This is a genomic window from Opitutia bacterium (genome assembly GCA_016217545.1).
Lineage (GTDB): Bacteria > Verrucomicrobiota > Verrucomicrobiia > Opitutales > Opitutaceae > Didemnitutus.
In genome coordinates this window covers 249,914-266,333 of record JACRHT010000004.1, presented here as the reverse complement: position 1 = coordinate 266,333, position 16,420 = coordinate 249,914, and the positions used below count along the sequence as shown (strand labels likewise).

Below are 16,420 nucleotides of genomic sequence, written 5' to 3'. Positions count from 1 at the left end.
GACGAACTCCGGCATCTGGGGGACCGGAGTGATTTTCTGCATGCGGATGATCTCGCGGACCTTGAGCACCGCGATGCCGTAGGCCTCGGCGGCGAGTTGGACGGTGAGGTATTTGCCCTCGTTGACCGACTGGACCGTGCGGGTGGTTTGGGTGGCGCTCATGAATCAGGAATCCAGGAAGTGGGCGTCGTGGTTGGCGCCGGCGGAGACTGGCTGGCGTGTGGTGCGCGCGACCGGCGACTTCGCGATGGGCTTGAGTTCGCCTCGCGGCGCCGCCGGACGTGACGACGACTTCGGCGTGCGCGTGGGTTTGGTCGCGTGGCCTTCGACGCCGGTGAGGGCGCGGAGCTTGCCGACGGCGGCAGCGAGGAGAGCGGACTGGTTGTTGAGTTCGGCGGCGGCGGCGGCGGTTTCCTCGGCGCTGCCGGCGTTGGACTGGGTAACCTTGTCCATCTGGGAGACGGCCGTGGTGACCTGTCCGATGCCTTGGCTCTGCTCGTGGGAAGCGGTCGCGATCTCGGCGACGAGAGAGTCGAGATGGCGGATCTTTGCCTGAATCTCCTCGAAGCTGTGGGCGACGGTGGCGCTGATGTTCACGCCTTGCTGGCTCTTCGCGACGGAGTCCTCGATCTTCGTGGCGGTCTCCTTGGCGGCTTGCGCGGAGCGCTGGGCGAGGGCGCGGACTTCCTCGGCGACGACAGCGAAACCGGCGCCGGCCTCGCCCGCGCGGGCGGCTTCTACGGCGGCGTTCAACGCGAGGATGTTTGTCTGGAAGGCGATCTCGTCGATCGTCTTGAGGATCTTGGTGATGTCTTCGGAGGCGCTCTTGATCGCCTGCATGGCGGTCTGCATCGAGCGCATCTGTTCGGCGCCGGAGTCGGCGGTGTCGCGGGCGGTGCCGGCAGTGTCCTTGGCTTGGCCGGCGCTGTCGGCGTTGCGCTTGGTCATCGAGGAGAGTTCCTCGAGGGAGGCGCTGGTTTCCTCGAGGGAGGCGGCTTGTTCGCTGGCGCCTTCGGCGAGCATCTGGCTCGCGGCGGAAATCTGGCCGGCGGCGGAGGCGGTTTGCTGCACGGCGTTGTCGATCTGCGTGATCGCGTCGTCGAGCGGCGCGTTGATAAAGCGGCGGTTGAAGAAGTAGAAGCCGGCGCCGACGACGCCGAGCAGGAGGAACGTCACGAGGGTCATGCTCTTCATCGTTCCGGCGACGACGGCGTCGTCGGTCATGGGAGCGCGGAGCACGAAGGCGCCTTTGATGTCGCCGGCCTTCATGTTTTCCATGGCGAAACCGAGCACGTCCTTGCCGTCGCCGGTGGGGCTGCGGGCCGGATCGCCGTGGCAGTTCACGCAACTTTCGGCGAGACGCACGGGGCGGGCGAGGAGGAGCTCGCCGCGCTGTTTGTCCTCGAAGAAGTATTCCTTTTCTCCGGCGGCGAACGCCTTGAAGGCGTCGGCGAAGTCGGCGCCGTTGTTGTTCTTCGGATTGCGGGCAGGGATGCCGGGAGCGGACGGAGTAAAGAAGCCGTAGCCCTTTTCCTCGGCGGAGCGTCGGGCGGCGGACCAGGAGGCGACGATCGGGATCGTGTTGTAGAGCGCGGTGGAGCGGTAGATTTCGGTGAGGGGGCGCCCGCCGGATTCGGCCTTGGCGCGTGCAACCATGCCGGCGATGTCGAACGACTTGTTGCGGTGCATCTGGTCCATGTTTTCCGCGACCGTCTCGGCTTGGCGGAGCACGGTGCTCATTTCGGAGCGAACCGCATCGACGCGGTTCTGCTGGGAGAGGACGTAGACGGTGGTCGTGGCGCCGATGCCGGTGGCGAGAACAGCCACGGACGCGGCAGCGATGATCTTCGTGCTAAGCTTCATAGTTCAGGACAGGGGCGTGCGTGAGGACACGCGGGATCTGGGACGTTGGGGGGGACAATGGATGGCACCGGCGAAGCCGGCCGCGTCGCTTCCCTTCCTTGCAGGCCTGAAGCCTGCCCGAAGTGGCGGCCGTGCGCGAACGCACGCCGCAACGCTGCGCAGTCAATCGGTTGCGCAGAGGGAGGCTTAAGGGGAATTTCGCGGTTTTCGCTTTCCCCAAGTCGCTGGCTATTGGGGCGATAGTGGCTGAGTCACGCTACCGAGGTTGGTTGCCGTCCTCGGACTGACGCGCGGGCCGGAGAGCGGTTGGGTTGAGCATCGATCGGGGAGGGGGCGTAACGCGGCGCTTCGGGGGCGGCCGATGCCTGGCCGTTCACCAGCCGCACGAGGACGTCGACGGACTCGGTGAGCATCAGGGCCTGCGCGTTCAATTCCTCGGCGGCGGCGGCGCTTTCCTCGGCGGCGCCGGCGTTGTTCTGCACGACGTTGTTCATCTGGCCGACGGCGCGGTTGATCTGCTGCACGCCGTCGTTCTGCTCGCCGCTCGCGGTGGCGACGTCGCCGATGAGCGTGTCCACTTGGCGGACTTTCTCGGCGATGGCGTTGAGGCTCGTGGCGACCTTGGCGCTGATCGTCACGCCTTCCTTGGTCTTGCCGATGGCGTCCTCGATTTTCGAGGCGGTCTCCTTGGCGGCGTTGGCGGCGCGTTGGGCGAGGGCGCGGACTTCCTCGGCGACGACGGCGAATCCGGCGCCAGCCTCGCCGGCGCGCGCGGCTTCGACGGCGGCGTTGAGGGCGAGGATGTTCGTTTGGAATGCGATCTCGTCGATCGTCTTGATGATTTTCGCGATCTCGTCGCTCGACGCCTTGATGCCGTGCATGGCGGTGCTCATGTCCTGCATGTCGCGGGTGCCGATGTCGGCGGCTTGGCGGGCTTCGCGGGTGAGGTCGTTGGCGCGATGCGCGCTGTCGGCGTTGCGCTTGGTCATGGAGGACATCTCCTCAAGCGAGGAACTGGTTTCCTCGAGACTGGCGGCTTGCTGGCTGGAGCCTTCGGCGAGGGATTGGCTGGCGCTCGAAACCTGATTGGCGGCATCGGTGGTTTGGTGCGCGGCGGAGCCCAGATTCGTCGCCACCTCGGCGATGGGACGAGTGACACTGCGGGCGTAGAAGAACCCGATCGCCGAAGCGATTGCGGCGGAGGCGAGCGCGAGCGAGACGACCCAAATGAGCACCGTCTTGCTCGAGCTGTCCAAAGTGGCGCGGACTTGCGCGAAATCCTCCTCGTAGGTTCCAGCGCCGATGACCCAATCCCACGGGGCGTAGTAGGTGACGGCGGCGATCTTCTCGCGCGGGGCTTTTTCGCCGGGGTTTTGCCACGAGTAGTGCTCGAAGTCGGCGGCGCCGTCGCGCGTGGCGAGGGCCTTGCCGGTCAGCGATTGAATGAACAGCCGCCCGGACGAATCCTTCGCTTCCCAGATGTTCTCGCCGTCGCGTTTGCCTTGGGCGGAAACGATGTATTGGCCGCGTTGGTCGCCCTTGCCGCCGATGACGAAGACGTAACCGGTTTTGCCGACCACCATTCGCGTGATGGTGTCGTGCACTTCCTTGTTGATGGTGCGGAGCGGGAGGCCGACGTAGAGCATGCCGATGACGCGGCGCTTGTCGGCGTCCCAAATCGGTTCGTAGGCGGCGGCGTGCCAGTCGTTCACGACGAAGGCGCGGCCGCGGTAGCTTTCACCGCGCAGCACGGTTTGGATGACGGTGTTGGGCGCGCCGTCCGGAGTCTGGGCGGGGATGTAGGTGCCGATGGCGCGCGTGCCGTCGTCTTTCTGGACGCTGGTGCAGACGCGGAGCATGTCGCCGGCGTCATTCACGCGTTGGAAGATCGTGCAGAAGGTGCCGGTGGCGCGACGGATCTCGTCGACGATCGGCGCGGTCTGGTCGGCGGCCGTGATCTGGCCCAGCCATTGGTTGCCGCCGAGCGTGGCCCTCGGCAGCGAGACGGCGTTGGCCTGCTTGGTGAATTGGTTGACCGCCTGCCAGCTGACGGTGTCGGCTGCGAGCGAGAGTCCGCCGGCGTGAGTGAGAGTGTCTCGCGCGTAGGCGATGCTGCGGTCGAGCTCCTTCTGATTGCGTTGCTCCATGCCGGCGCAAATCAGGTAGGCGTCGTTCGCGACCTTGGCGCACTCGCTCATGGCTTGGGCGATCACGGTCTTGTCGACCTCGACGTTGAGCTGCTGTTGCCGCACGAGAAGCGTGATGAGAATCACGGCAACGGTCGCGACGATCGGACAGACGGCGAGGAGGGTTATTTTGGTTCCGAGGCGAAGTTGGAAGAGGCGATCCATGATGGGACGTGTTTAAAAGGTGTAACGGGCCGACAGGCCGCCGAGATGGCGGGTGAACTCGCGGCCTTCGGTGGACGGGATGCCGCTTGTCGCGTCGTCGTAGGACCAGATGGCCTCGACGATGCAGTGTGGGTTGAGGGTGAATTGGAGTTGGAGAGTGGGGGTGCAGACGCGGTCGCGCCGCACGGCGGGGAGTTGCCAGATGCCGGTCCAAACTTTGAGCGCCGCGCTCGCGGTGACGCGGTCGGTGCACTTGTGGCGCCAGGTGAGTTCGCCGGCGGTGTCTTCGTAGACGCTGGCGCTGGTGGATGCGGGTTGCTCGGCGCGGCGCACGGTCAGGGTGAGGGTGTCGTGTTTGGTCGGCGTGGCGGTGGCCGAGGCATCGATCCAGAGCAGGCGCTTGTGGCGGTCGAACCCGGTTGGCGTGCCGGCGGCGAACGTGCGCGTTTCGAGCGCGGCGAGGAGATTCAGCTGCAGCCAGGTGCATGGCGCGCCTTCGAGGCCGGCCACGAATCGGCGGCGCGTGGAGTCGAAAGGACTGTCGACGCCGAAGAGCGAGGATTGGGTCTGCCGCGCCAGACGAAGACCGGCGATCACGCGGGTTTTGGGCTGGAACTCGTAGCCACCCTCGATTCCGGCGCTCACTTCGCTGCGATCGATGTAGTTGGCGCAGCCGCTCTGCCGGAGCTGATTGGTCCGAAAATCGTGCCAGTAGCCCGAGGCGAGGGCGCGGAACAACCAGCGCCCCGCGACGGATTCCAGGCGGAAGTTGCTGCGATTAACCAGCGCCGCGCGACGGTCACGCAGCGGAATGCCGCCGAGCGCCGGTGCGCCGCCGGGACCGCCGAAGATCGGAGAATCCTTGCTGCCGTCGGTCCACACCAAGGCGTCGGAGACGTTCCACGCCACGGCCCCCGCGCGGCGGCTCGCGGCGATCTGGGCGCGGTGCGTCGTGTAGTTTTCCGAGGAAGCCGAGTGATAGCGGACGACTTCCGGGGCGTAGCTGCCGGTGACAACGAGTCCGGTGGCGCCGCGGGACTCGACGTTCACGCCCGCAGAAACGGCCGTGACCAGCGAGCTGAGTTGGGCGGGCGCGGCGCCGACAATCGCCGGACTCGGTGCGTGGTCCTGCAGGTAGACGTTGGAGTCGTAGGTTTCGCGGACGCCGAGCGTCGTGGCGAACTTCCACGTCGCCGAGGGTGGCGCGGCTGGTTCGCCGGCGATGCCGGAGCAGACGATCGCGCAAGAGCAGGCGACGAGGCGTAGTGCCGCGCGAGACGCGAAAAGAAAAAGGGAATGGGTGACCATGTGGAAGAGGGGGACCGGGTCCCGGTAGGGGGACTCGCGGCGTCGCTCCTCTTCCTTGCAGGCCGTGGCTGCCCGAAACAGGCGGTCGCATCCGGAGGGATGCACCGCAACGCATTCTAGGAATCGGTTCCGGGCGGCCGGAACTGAAAGGGAAATGTCATAGGCTCGGCCATGGCATTCCCATGGCCGCAGTGGCGTGCAGGTTGCGCGTTTCTTTTCGCGGGCGCAGCGCGCTTATCTGACCCGTAGACGACGAAGCCGCCAAAAACGGCGGCTTCGGAATGCGGGCGCTGTGCTTAGGCGTGCGCCGTGGCGATGCTCTGCATCGTCTCGGGGGCGACGACTCGATCGATGTCGAGCAACGTCTTCACCTGACCTTTGACCTTGGCCATGCCGAGCAGGTAGGTCGTGTCGACCCGCGTGCCGAACTCGGGCGTCGGCTCGATTTCCTCGGACGGAAGATGCACGACCTCCTCGACGGAATCGACGATCAGACCCATCTGCACGATCGTGTCGTTGGGCAGCTTGACCTGGACGACGACGATGCAGGTGCGCTCGGCGAACTCGGCCTTCAGGCCGAATTTCACGCGCAGGTCGACGACCGGAATGACGCGGCCGCGGAGATTGATGACGCCTTTCACGAACTCCGGCATTTGCGGCACCGGCGTGATCTTCTGCATGCGGATGATTTCGCGAACCTTCAGCACGGCGATGCCGTAGGCTTCGTTATCGAGGACGACGGTCAGGTATTTGCCGGCGTGCTTGGTTTGGTTGGCAGTGGCGGTGGCAGGAGAGCTCATGGGTTCAGGAGACGAGAAAGTGTGGTTCGTCGGCCGGGTTGACCGGTGACCGCAGGGGCGGAATATGCCTCGCGGACCGAGCAAGGTCGCGAGGGGTTCATCGACACGGACGCGCGCGACTTTTGCTCTTTTTGCGCGGAAAGTCTTGGGCCCGCGCGCGCTTCGGCGGACGGCGGGTGGCCCGCGACGCCGACGAGCCGCGCGGTCGCTTGAACCGCGGTCGAGGGATCGGCGGCCCCGAAAAAATCCCGTCGCACATGGATTTAAGGTTTTCGCCCCATGGGCCGATGAAGAGGGCGCGGATCCCGCTATTTGCCCATGTCCCTCGCTCCGGAATTCTTCCAAGCGCTCGATGACTCGCTGAGTCGTTTGGCGGCCGAATCCATCCTCGCCCAGCCTAGTCGCGACGATGGCCTTATCCCCTCCTACAGCCTGCTCGGCGAAATGCGCGACCAGTGCGCCGCCGTGCCGACTTTGCGCGAAGCGGTCGTGAGCGTCCACGCGCTCCTCGACAAGCGCCTCGACACAGCCCAACCCTTCGACGATGCGACGCTCGCCACGCTGCGCCGGCTCATCGCCTGGCTGCCCGCCGCGATCGAGGCCGTCAAAGCCGGCAGTGTGCCCGAGACGTTCGACGCGAGTGCCGCGCCGGCGCCGGCCACGGAAGCCGCTGCTGCGCCCACCGCATCCGCCGAGCATGCCGCCGCGGACGTGCTGCTCCAACTCAACCTCGGCGAAAACCAGGAATTGCTCACGGAATTTTACGCCGAAGCCGTCGACCACCTTTCCCAGATCGAGGCCGCGCTGCTCGTGCTCGACCAGCAGCCGGACAACCCCGAGGCGATCAATTCGATCTTCCGCTCGTTCCACACGATCAAAGGCAACGCCGGCTTCCTCGGCCTCGTGCCGATGCACACGCTCGCCCACGAAGTCGAGTCGCTGCTCGACCTGGCCCGCAACCGCGAGCTGCGCCTCACCCCCGCGATCATCACGGAAATCCTCCGCAGCCGCGACGCGCTGCAGTTGCTCACCCAGCAAATCGCCGTCGCGCTGGAAAAAGGTCATCTGCCGAGCCAGATCGTGCCCGTCAGCCACCTGATGCGCGCCGTGCGCGCCTTGGCGAAGGGCGACCCGACTCCCGCGCCGGTCGCGACGCCTGTTGCGGCTCCGGCCGATCCCTCGGCCGCTGGCACGTCCGAAACTCCGGCCGCTTCCGCGGCTCCCGCCGCGTCTCCGCTTGGTGCGGCGGCCGCCAACGCCATCGAAGCGCAAGCCTCGACCAAGGCCACCGCCGGTGGCCAGACGGTTCGCGTCAACACCGAGAAACTCGACTCCCTCATGGACGTCGTCGGTGAACTCGTGATCGTCCAAAGCCAGCTGATCGAGTCCGCGCGCGGCATTTGCGACGACGGCTCGCCCATGCAGCGCAACGTCGCGCAGCTCTCGCGCATCGCCAAGGAACTCCAGCACACCGCGATGTCGCTGCGTATGATTCCCATCAAGCCGACGTTCCAGAAGATGGAGCGCCTGTCGCGCGACCTCGCACGCAACTTCGGCAAAAAGGTTCACTTCCAAGTCAGCGGCGAAGACACCGAACTCGACCGCACGGTCGTCGAGGAAATCGCCGACCCGCTCGTCCACATGGTGCGCAACGCACTCGACCACGGCCTCGAAGGCCCCGAGATCCGCGCCGCTGCCGGCAAGCCCGAGGCCGGCACCGTCCACCTCAGCGCCTACCATCAGGGCAGCAACATCGTCATCGAACTCCAGGACGACGGTCGCGGCATCGATCCCGAAAAGATTCTCAAGAAGGCGATCGAGAAGGGCGTCGTCGCCCCCAACGCCCAGCTGTCGCGCGAAGAGTGCTACGCGCTCATTTTCGCGCCGGGCTTCTCCACCGCCGAAAAAGTCACCGCGGTCTCCGGTCGCGGCGTCGGCATGGACGTCGTGAAGCGCAACATCGAGAAGCTGCGCGGCAAGATCGAGATCACCTCCGAGGTCGGCAAGGGCTCGGTCTTCAAGATCAAGCTCCCGCTCACGATGGCCATCATCGACGGCCTCGTCGTGCGCGTCGGCACCGACAAGTTCATTCTCCCGAGCACCTCCGTGCAGATGGCGATGCGGCCCACCAAGGATTCCATCACCACCGTCCACGGCACGGGCGAAGTGCTCGAATTGCGCGGCAAGATCCTCCCGCTCCACCGCCTGCATCGCCGCTTCGGCATCCCCGCCGACGCGACGCAGCCGTGGGACGGCATCGTCGTCATCGTGGAGCATTCCGGCAAGGTCTCGGCGCTGCTCGTCGACGAAATGGTCAGCAAGCAGGAAGTCGTCATCAAGAACCTCGGCGCGTTCATGCAGGGCTTGCCCGGCGTGGCGGGTGGCGCGATCCTTGGCGACGGCAACATCGCGCTGATCCTCGATCCCGCTTCGTTGCTCCAAGCCGCCGCGTAACCATCGAACGTCCCAGGCATGTCCACCCTCACTCCTCCGACCCTCGAGCAAGTCTGCGAAAAAGCGCTGCGCCTGCCTTGCTCGCCGTCGCTGTTGCCGCGGCTTGGGCTCGCGTTGCAGGCCGACGATAGCTCGGCTGCCGAGATCGAACGCCTCATCTCGCTCGACGCTTCGCTCGCCGCCGCGACGCTGCGCCTCGCCAATTCCGCCGCGTTCGCGCGCGGCACGGTCGAGACGGTCGAAGCCGCCGTGTTCCGCCTCGGCGCGAAGGAAATCTACCGCCTCGCCGCGCTCGTGCTCGTGAGCCGCTGGGAAAGCGGCCAGAAGGGCCTGCGCTGGGAAGCGGGCGATTTCTCCCGCCACGCGCTCATCACCGCCATCGCCGGCGAAGTGCTCGCGTCGACCACCGAGCGTCTCGATCCGCAGGTCGCCTACACCGCGGGCCTCGTCTCCGATCTCGGCAAGCTCGCGCTCGCGCACTCGTGCAACGAATTCTATCCCGCCGTGCGCGCGTTCCGCGAACGCATGCAGTGCACGTGGGACCAAGCTGAGCGCGCCGTGCTCGGCTATCATCACGCCGACGCGACCACGAAGCTGCTCGCCGCGTGGAATTTCCCCAAGGTGTTTCAGCAGGCGGCCGAATTCCTCACGCGTCCCACCGAGGCGCCGATGGAGGCGCTCCCGTTGCTCGCGCACCTGCACGCCGCGAAATACCTCGCGACGTCGCTCGGGCCCGGCGTGACGGAGGAAGGTTTCCTCACCGCCGTCCACGGCGCGTTCCTGCGCGAGTGGGGTTTCACGCCCGAACTCCTCGAAGCCGCGATGCCCGTCGTGCACGAGCGCGCCTTGCAGCGCCTCGGCGACAAGATGACGACCGGCGTGGTCGCGCTCTGAGCGGCGCGGTCAGCTCACTTCGCCGGTAGCGCGATGAGCCGGCCGTCGAAACCGGCCGCGATGACTTTGTCGCCCGCGAGGGCGAGCGAACCGGCATAGCCGCCGAAACCGTTTTCCGGCGCGGGCGCGGCGAGCAGCTGCCATTTCACGGCGCCCGTGGCGCGCTCGAGGGCGACGATCCCGCCGACGTGCGGGATGAGCGTGCCGGGAATGTTCTGCGCGGCGGTGCCGGTGAATACGGAGTCGTCGGTGACGAGCGGCGTGCCCCAGTTCATGCCGTGCACGGGCGTCTGCCACTTTGCCCGTCCGTTGGCGGGATCGATCGCGCTGACGCGGCTGTAGTCCGACGCGCCGACGTAGAGCAGTCCGTCGCGCAGCACCGGCGTCGATTCGATCCACGAGAACCAATACGAGAAGCGCCACGCGACGCCGCCGTCCGCGAGGTTGAAGCCGTAGAGCACGTAGTCGCGGCTGCCGGCGACGACCTTGTCGCCGACCACGAGCGGCACCGTGACGATGCCGCCGTCCGTCCGCGCGCGGAACGTCTCCTGCCGCGTGCGCCGGTCGAGGATAACGACCGAGCCGTCCATGGTGCCGAACGTCAGCAGGTCCGCCCCATGCCGCCCCACGCCGGAAAAGATCGGCGCCCTGGCATCGTGGCGCCACAGCTTCGCGCCGGTGACGGCGTCGAGTGCATAGAGACCGCCGTCGCTTGAGCCGCAATAGACCACGCCGTCGGCGACGAGCGGGAACGCCGCGCGGTGGTTGAAGGTCGGGTTGTTCGCCACGGGTCGGCCGGCGAGTTGCTCGTCGTGCAGCGGGATCGACCAGCGCAACGAGCCGTCGGCGCGATTCAGGGCGATGAGCGTGGTTTGCGTGTCGACGAAATAGACCGCCTCGCCGCTCACGACGGCGCGGCCGTCGATCGGATTCCTGCCGGCCCATGTCCAGAGCTCGTGACCGTCGGCGGCATTGACCGCGTGGAATCTTCCGGCGCTCGTGCCGATGTAGATCACGCCATCGGCGACGACGGGAGCCGCCCACGTGCCGGCTCCGAGATCGAACGACCACAGCGGCGCGGGTGCGGCGGGATGCGTCGGCGCGGGCGGTTTCTCCGTCCAGTTGCCGCCGCGCTTCAGTTCGAGCGGCATTTGCGCGGCGCCGAAGATGCCGGTGAGGCGGTCGGCATCGCGATGGAGCTTGATGGCGAAGGCGGGAGTGATCGCGTAGTGGCCGTCGCCCGCCGTCTCGACTGGCAGCATGAACGGGGCGGCGAAAGTGAGCGCGTCGGGGAAGTTCATCCGGAATGCGAGCTTGCCGCGCTCGGTGCGGAAGAACTCGAGTCCGAACTCGGCGGTGCCACCTTGCGGCGGCGCGATCGTGCCGGTCCAACGGCCTTCGATCGGGTCGGGCGCGGCGGGTCTGGCGGCGCTGGGGACAGTCGGGTCGCCGGCCAGCGAGCGCGCAGTCAGCGTCAGGAGGGCGAGCAGGGGAAGCAGGCGCATGGGAAAGGCAAAGCGCGCGGGCGCGTGCGGCTCGACGCGATTTCGACGTGAGCCTGCGCGCGTCCGGCCAAACGTGAATGCGCGCGGGCGAACGTCACTTCGCCTCGGCCCAGAGCTGGGCGAGGTGGAGCAGTGTTTCGGCGGATTTCTCCATGTCCTGCAACGTGACCCACTCGCGCTGGCTGTGGACCTCGTGCATGCCGGTGAAAATGTTCGGCGTGGGCAGGCCGCGCTGAGTGAGTCGCGAGCCGTCGGTGCCGCCGCGGATCGGTTGGGCAAACGGTGTGATGCCGGCGCGGCGCGCGGCTTCGCGGGCGAACTCGACCGGGCGCATGTCCTTCTCGAGCCAGTAGCGCATGTTGCGGTATTGCTCGGTGAAGGTGAGCGTGACGCGCGCGTTGGGCTCGGCGGCGCGGAGTTCGGCGGCGAGTTTCTCCATCAACGCGCGTTTCTCGGCGAGGCCCTCGATCTCGAAATCGCGGATGATGAAACCGACCGTCGCCTGTTCGGCGGAGCCAGTGCACGAGACCGGGTGAATGAACCCCGCGCGGTCGCCGGTGCGCTCGGGCGACTGCGCCGTGGGCAAGGCCGCGAGGTAGCGGCCGGCGAGGCGGAGCGCGTTGACCATGACGTCCTTCGCCCAGCCGGGATGCGCGGCGACGCCGGCGATCTCGAGCTTGGCGGCGTCGGCGGAAAACGTCTCGTGGCAAATCTCGCCGCGTTCCCCGCCGTCGAGCGTGTAGGCGAATTGCGCGCCGAGTTGCGCGAGTTCGAGTTTGTCGACGCCGCGCGCGATCTCCTCATCGGGATTGAAGCAGAGGCGGATCTTGCCGTGCGGGATGCCGGGGTTGCGGAGCAAGTGGCGCGCGGCGGCCATGACGATGGCCACGCCGGCCTTGTCGTCGGCGCCGAGCAGCGTCGTGCCGCTCGCGGTGATGACGTCCTGACCGATGGATTCGCGGAGGAAGGGGATCGTCTCGACCGTGAGCGTCTGCGTCGGGTCGTCGGGGAGGACGATGGGGCGGCCGTCGTAGGCGCGGTGGACGATGGGCGTGGCGGCGCCGGGCAGGTTCGGCGCGGTGTCGACGTGCGCGCAGTAGGCGATAACCGGCGCGTCGGTCTGCACGGTGGCGGGGATCGTCGCGAGCACGTAGCCGTGCGCGGTCAGCTCGACGTCGGCCGCGCCGAGTTCACGCAGCTCGCGTTCGAGCAGGCGCAGGAGATTCCATTGAGTCGGCGTGCTGGGGCAGGCGGGCGAAGCCGGATCGGAGCGCGTGTCGATCTGGACGTAGCGGAGAAAGCGGTCGAGCAGGTCGGCGGAGTCGAGCGACATGGCGGCAGCCTACGCGCGCGGGCCAGCGCGCCAATGTCGAATTGCCGCCGCTGCGTCCGGCTGCCTGAACCAGTTTTTCCCACGGCTCTGGTCACCTAATAGGTGACCGGACTGGACAAGTGACTCGCGGTTTTCGCTCGGAGAGCCGGCGGGGGAGTCACCTAATAGGTGACTGTTCGGAGTGGGGCGCTTTCGCGCCGGAGCTGACGGGCGGGGACTGGTGACGTCGGGTGCGCGATCGCCCGAGCGACTTGGGGCGATTCAGTGCCGGCGGCAGATGTTCGAGCGGAGCTCGCCACCGAAGCCGAGCGGCCGGCCGTAGCTCGCGAAGCGCAACGGTGCGCCGTAGTCCCAATAGTAAGGATAGTCGTAGCCGGCGTATCTCCAGTCCGGGTAACCATAGCCCCACCAGCCGTCGCCGGACGTCTGGCTGTAGCCGATGCCGAGTGTGGTGCCGGTCTGCTTGTCGTAGATTTCAGTGTAGATCGAACCCGCGCGCATTTCGCGTCCGCCGGAGCCCCAGCCGTAGGCGAGGGAGACTTGTCCGTGGATCTCGAGGCGGTCGTTGCGGGTGACGTCCTTCGCTTTCAGCCGCTGTGGCAGGACGGGCTGGGTCGGGCCGGCGGCGATGGCGTTGGCGACGAGTTGGTCGAGTTGCGCGAGCTGCTCGGGTGCGAGGCGATCGAGGCCGGCGGCGGTGGTTTCGGCGGGTTTGCGCCGGCTGCTGAAGGTGCCGGCGAAGGCTTTCACGTTGCCTTGGCGGGCGAGGGAAACTTCGCGTGCGACGAAGGTGTTGAGCGTCGTCTGCTCGTCAGCCGAGAGGTGATTGAGGCCAGCCGCAGCCTGCTGTTCCGTGGACAGCGTGGCGATGAAACCGCCTTCGGCGGCGAGGGCGATCCCAACCAAGGTGAGGAACGCGGCGAACAGGGCGACGAGGCGACGGGGGCGCATGGGGGATGAGACGCGGGAAGGGTAGAGTTGGTTCCGCGCGATGGCGAGGATGCGTGCGGGATGCCGCGGGTGGAGACGAAAAAGCCGCCGGGGTTTCCGGCGGCTTCGGGGGAATCGGAGGGACGCGCGCTTTTCGCGCGGGTCAGTTTGCGCCGACGAGGCCGCGGCGTTCGAGGAACGGCTTGATGTCGGGGTCGGCGCCGACCATGTCGCGGTAGAGCTGCATGGCGTCGGCGCTGCCGCCGCGGCTGAGGAGCTTGGCGCGGAAGCGGTCGCCGTTCTCGCGTTTCAGGCCGCCGTGCGACTTGAACCACTCGACGGTGTGGGCGTCGAGAACCTCGCTCCAGAAGTAGGAGTAGTAGCCCGCGGCGTAGCCGGTCATGATGTGCGAGTAGTAGGTCGTGCGGTAGCGCGGCGGCACGGGGGCGAAGTCTAGGCCGGCTTTTTGCAGCGCGGCGGTTTCGAAGGCGACGACGTCGTCGGCGCTCGGCACCTGGTCGGCGCGGAGCTGGTGCCAAGTTTGGTCGATGACGTTGGCGGCGACGAGCTCGGTGGTGGCGTGGCCTTGGTTGAATTTTTTCGTGGCTTCGACCTTGGCGAGCAGCTCGGCGGGGATGGGGGCGCCGGTCTGGTAGTGCTTCGCGTAGTTTTGGAGGATCTCCGGCCAGGCGGCCCACATCTCGTTCACTTGGGAGGGGAATTCGACGAAGTCGCGCGGGACGCTGGTGCCGGCGAAGCGCGGATACATCACGTGGGAGAACATGCCGTGGAGCGCGTGGCCGAACTCGTGGAAGGCGGTGCGCACTTCGTCGTGCGTGAGCAGCGTGGGCTGGCCTTCGGGTGGCTTCGGGATGTTGAGGTGGTTGGCGATGACGGGCTGGCGGCCGAGGAGGAGCGACTGGCCGACGTAGGCGTTGGCCCAGGCGCCGCCGTTCTTGTTCGAGCGGGCGTAGGCGTCGAAGAGGAAGATCGCGAGTTGCGAGCCGTCCTCGTTGAACACGTCGAAGACGCGGACGGTGGGCTCGTAGACGGGGAGGTCGTGGCGCTCCTTGAAGGTGATGCCGTAGAGTTTTTGCGCGGCGAAGAACACGCCGTCGATGAGCACGTGGTTGAGTTCGTAGTAGGGTTTCAGCGCGGATTCATCGAAGTCGTATTTCGCCTGGCGGACCTTCTCGGCGTAGAGCTGCCAGTCGCCGGGTCCGAGTTTGAAGCCGCCTTTTTCCGCATCGATGATGGCCTGCATTTCGGCGGCCTCCTTCTTGGCGTTGGCGACGGCGGGCGGCCCGAGTTGGGCGAGGAGTTTGTTCACGACGTCGACGGAGCCGGCGGTCTGTTCCTCGAGGGAATACGCGGCGAAGTTCGGCGCGCCGAGCAGCGCGGCGCGTTCGGCGCGCTTCTTCATGATCGCGACGACGATGGCACGGGTGTCGAACTCGCCGCCGCGGCTGCCGCGGACGAGGGAGGCGGCCATGAGTTTCTCGCGGGTGGCGCGATGGGTGAGGCTGGCGAGGGGCGGCTGGCCGGTGGTGTTCACGAGGCGGAGGGCGAATTTGCCTTCCTTGCCGTCTGTCTTGGCGAGAGTGGCGGCGGCGGCGATTTCGGCTTCGGAGAGGCCGGCGAGTTCCTCCTTGGTGTCGACGTAGACGGTGGAGGCGGCGACTTCCTTGAGCGTGTTCTGCGTGAACTGTGTGCTGAGGGTCGCGAGTTCGGCGTTGAGCTGCTTGAGCGTCGCCTTGTCGGCGTCGGAGAGCTTGGCGCCGGCGCGGAGGAAGTCGCGGTGGTAGCGCCAGAGCAGGCGGGCGGATTCGGCGTCGAGGCCGAGGGTGTCGCGCGCGGTGTAGAGCGCGTCGATGCGGGCGAAGAGTTTCGGGTTGAGACGGATAGCGTCGCCGTGCGCGGCGAGCTTGGGCGCGAGGGTGCGCGCGACCTTCTGCATCTCGGGGTTGGTGTTGCTGCCGTTGAGCGCGAAGAAGACCGTGCTGGCGCGGCCGAGCAGCTCGCCGGATTTTTCCATGGCGACGATGGTGTTCTCGAAGGTCGGCGCGGCGGAGTTGTTGGCGATGGCCTCGATCTCCTTGAGGTTCTCGGCCATGCCCAGCTCGATGGCGGGCAGGTAGTGCTCGTTCTTGATCTTGTCGAACTGCGGGTAATGCAGCGGCAGCGGACTCTCGGTCAGCAGCGGATTATCGTTCATAGCGGCGGGGGCGGGCTCGGCGGCGGTCGCGGACAGCGCGACACCCAAGGCGAGCGCCATAGGGGCAAGGGTGGGTCGGAACATGCCGCGGAACTTGCGCCGGAGCGGGCGCAACGGCAAGTGCCGTTCGACCAACGTCGCGACCGGGCCGACGAGGCGGCGGCCGCTCAAGCCGACGGCGTCGCGGGGGCCGCGAAGAGATCGCGGAGCGAGGTGCGCAGCTGGGCCGGGAAAATCGGTTTCGGCAGGATGCGATCGACGGCGAGCTGGCGGTATTTTTCCTGCACGAGCGGGCTGATCTCGGAGCTGAAGACCATGACCTTGCCCGGATAGGTGCGCTCGCGCAGGTGGCGGACGAGTTCGAGGCCGTTCATCTCGGGCATGTGATGGTCCGTGATGATGAGGTCGTAGTGGTCCGGCGCGGCGCTGTTCAGCTTCTCGAGGGCGAGGGTGCCGTTGGGGAACGCCTCGACCGTGTGCCCGTCGCGGCCGAGCACGATCGTGATGAGCTCGCGCAGCTCCTTCATGTCGTCCGCGTAGAGGATACGCAGCGGACGACCTGGCGTGGGTTGGGAGGGAGCGGGGGGCGTGGAGGTCACGAGGCTCGTTGTCATCGTAGATGTAAGACGTGAAATTGCACGGTTTGGTTCTGCGAAAAGGGTGCGAAATTTTGCTCAGCGCACCTGTGGGTTTTCCGCCCCGCAAAAATAGGAGTCGGACGGCGAGCGCGTCCGACTCCGGGGAATTGAGCGGGGAGAATCGACGGA

At 66.9% G+C, this 16,420-nt stretch carries 12 protein-coding genes; 2 read left to right on the top strand and 10 right to left on the bottom strand.

Annotation, left to right across the window (positions count from 1 at the left end; translation table 11 throughout):
- The 5 genes from HZA32_04845 to HZA32_04825 all read right to left on the bottom strand — a co-directional run.
- A partial coding sequence (locus tag HZA32_04845; protein MBI5423390.1) for a chemotaxis protein CheW occupies window positions 1–162 on the bottom strand: 162 nt, incomplete at its 3' end.
- Between the two features lie 3 nt (window positions 163–165).
- Entirely contained in the window at window positions 166–1,278 is a 1,113-nt protein-coding gene (locus HZA32_04840; protein ID MBI5423389.1) for a hypothetical protein, read from the bottom strand.
- Between the two features lie 836 nt (window positions 1,279–2,114).
- A complete protein-coding gene (locus HZA32_04835) occupies window positions 2,115–3,206 on the bottom strand; it encodes a hypothetical protein (protein MBI5423388.1) in 1,092 nt (363 codons plus the stop codon).
- A 1,020-nt stretch (window positions 3,207–4,226) separates the two neighbouring features.
- The gene (locus tag HZA32_04830; GenBank protein MBI5423387.1) at window positions 4,227–5,522 is read right to left on the bottom strand and encodes a hypothetical protein; all 1,296 of its coding nucleotides are present in this window, start codon (window positions 5,520–5,522) and stop codon (window positions 4,227–4,229) included.
- A gap of 296 nt (window positions 5,523–5,818) precedes the next feature.
- Window positions 5,819–6,322 carry a purine-binding chemotaxis protein CheW gene (locus tag HZA32_04825; protein MBI5423386.1) on the bottom strand — a complete coding sequence of 168 codons (504 nt, stop codon included), beginning with the start codon at window positions 6,320–6,322 and terminating at the stop codon, window positions 5,819–5,821.
- A gap of 318 nt (window positions 6,323–6,640) precedes the next feature.
- Here HZA32_04825 and HZA32_04820 point away from each other — a divergent pair, with 318 nt between their 5' ends.
- The gene (locus HZA32_04820) at window positions 6,641–8,776 is read left to right on the top strand and encodes a chemotaxis protein CheA (protein MBI5423385.1); all 2,136 of its coding nucleotides are present in this window, start codon (window positions 6,641–6,643) and stop codon (window positions 8,774–8,776) included.
- A gap of 18 nt (window positions 8,777–8,794) precedes the next feature.
- Window positions 8,795–9,670, top strand: coding sequence for an HDOD domain-containing protein (locus HZA32_04815; GenBank protein MBI5423384.1), 876 nt, complete (start codon window positions 8,795–8,797; stop codon window positions 9,668–9,670).
- Window positions 9,671–9,684: 14 nt separating this feature from the next.
- On the opposite strand, the gene HZA32_04810 is transcribed toward HZA32_04815, so the two are convergent.
- From HZA32_04810 to HZA32_04790, 5 genes are all read right to left on the bottom strand, one after another.
- Entirely contained in the window at window positions 9,685–11,175 is a 1,491-nt protein-coding gene (locus HZA32_04810) for a PQQ-binding-like beta-propeller repeat protein (protein ID MBI5423383.1), read from the bottom strand.
- Window positions 11,176–11,269: 94 nt separating this feature from the next.
- A complete protein-coding gene (gene pepT / locus HZA32_04805) occupies window positions 11,270–12,508 on the bottom strand; it encodes a peptidase T (protein ID MBI5423382.1) in 1,239 nt (412 codons plus the stop codon).
- Window positions 12,509–12,769: 261 nt separating this feature from the next.
- The gene (locus tag HZA32_04800; protein ID MBI5423381.1) at window positions 12,770–13,459 is read right to left on the bottom strand and encodes a hypothetical protein; all 690 of its coding nucleotides are present in this window, start codon (window positions 13,457–13,459) and stop codon (window positions 12,770–12,772) included.
- Between the two features lie 142 nt (window positions 13,460–13,601).
- Window positions 13,602–15,737, bottom strand: coding sequence for a M3 family metallopeptidase (locus HZA32_04795; GenBank protein MBI5423380.1), 2,136 nt, complete (start codon window positions 15,735–15,737; stop codon window positions 13,602–13,604).
- Window positions 15,738–15,820: 83 nt separating this feature from the next.
- Window positions 15,821–16,252 carry a response regulator gene (locus HZA32_04790; protein MBI5423379.1) on the bottom strand — a complete coding sequence of 144 codons (432 nt, stop codon included), beginning with the start codon at window positions 16,250–16,252 and terminating at the stop codon, window positions 15,821–15,823.
- Between the last annotated feature and the right edge of the window lie 168 nt (window positions 16,253–16,420).

Excerpts from the sequence above, each read along its gene's own strand:
- HZA32_04825 (MBI5423386.1), bottom strand. The coding sequence starts at position 6,322 with ATGAGCTCTCCTGCCACCGCCACTGCCAACCAAACCAAGCACGCCGGC.
- HZA32_04795 (MBI5423380.1), bottom strand. The coding sequence starts at position 15,737 with ATGTTCCGACCCACCCTTGCCCCTATGGCGCTCGCCTTGGGTGTCGCG.
- HZA32_04830 (MBI5423387.1), bottom strand. The coding sequence starts at position 5,522 with ATGGTCACCCATTCCCTTTTTCTTTTCGCGTCTCGCGCGGCACTACGC.
- HZA32_04820 (MBI5423385.1), top strand. The coding sequence starts at position 6,641 with ATGTCCCTCGCTCCGGAATTCTTCCAAGCGCTCGATGACTCGCTGAGT.
- HZA32_04815 (MBI5423384.1), top strand. The coding sequence starts at position 8,795 with ATGTCCACCCTCACTCCTCCGACCCTCGAGCAAGTCTGCGAAAAAGCG.
- HZA32_04810 (MBI5423383.1), bottom strand. The coding sequence starts at position 11,175 with ATGCGCCTGCTTCCCCTGCTCGCCCTCCTGACGCTGACTGCGCGCTCG.
- pepT (MBI5423382.1), bottom strand. The coding sequence starts at position 12,508 with ATGTCGCTCGACTCCGCCGACCTGCTCGACCGCTTTCTCCGCTACGTC.
- HZA32_04840 (MBI5423389.1), bottom strand. The coding sequence starts at position 1,278 with ATGGAAAACATGAAGGCCGGCGACATCAAAGGCGCCTTCGTGCTCCGC.
- HZA32_04800 (MBI5423381.1), bottom strand. The coding sequence starts at position 13,459 with ATGCGCCCCCGTCGCCTCGTCGCCCTGTTCGCCGCGTTCCTCACCTTG.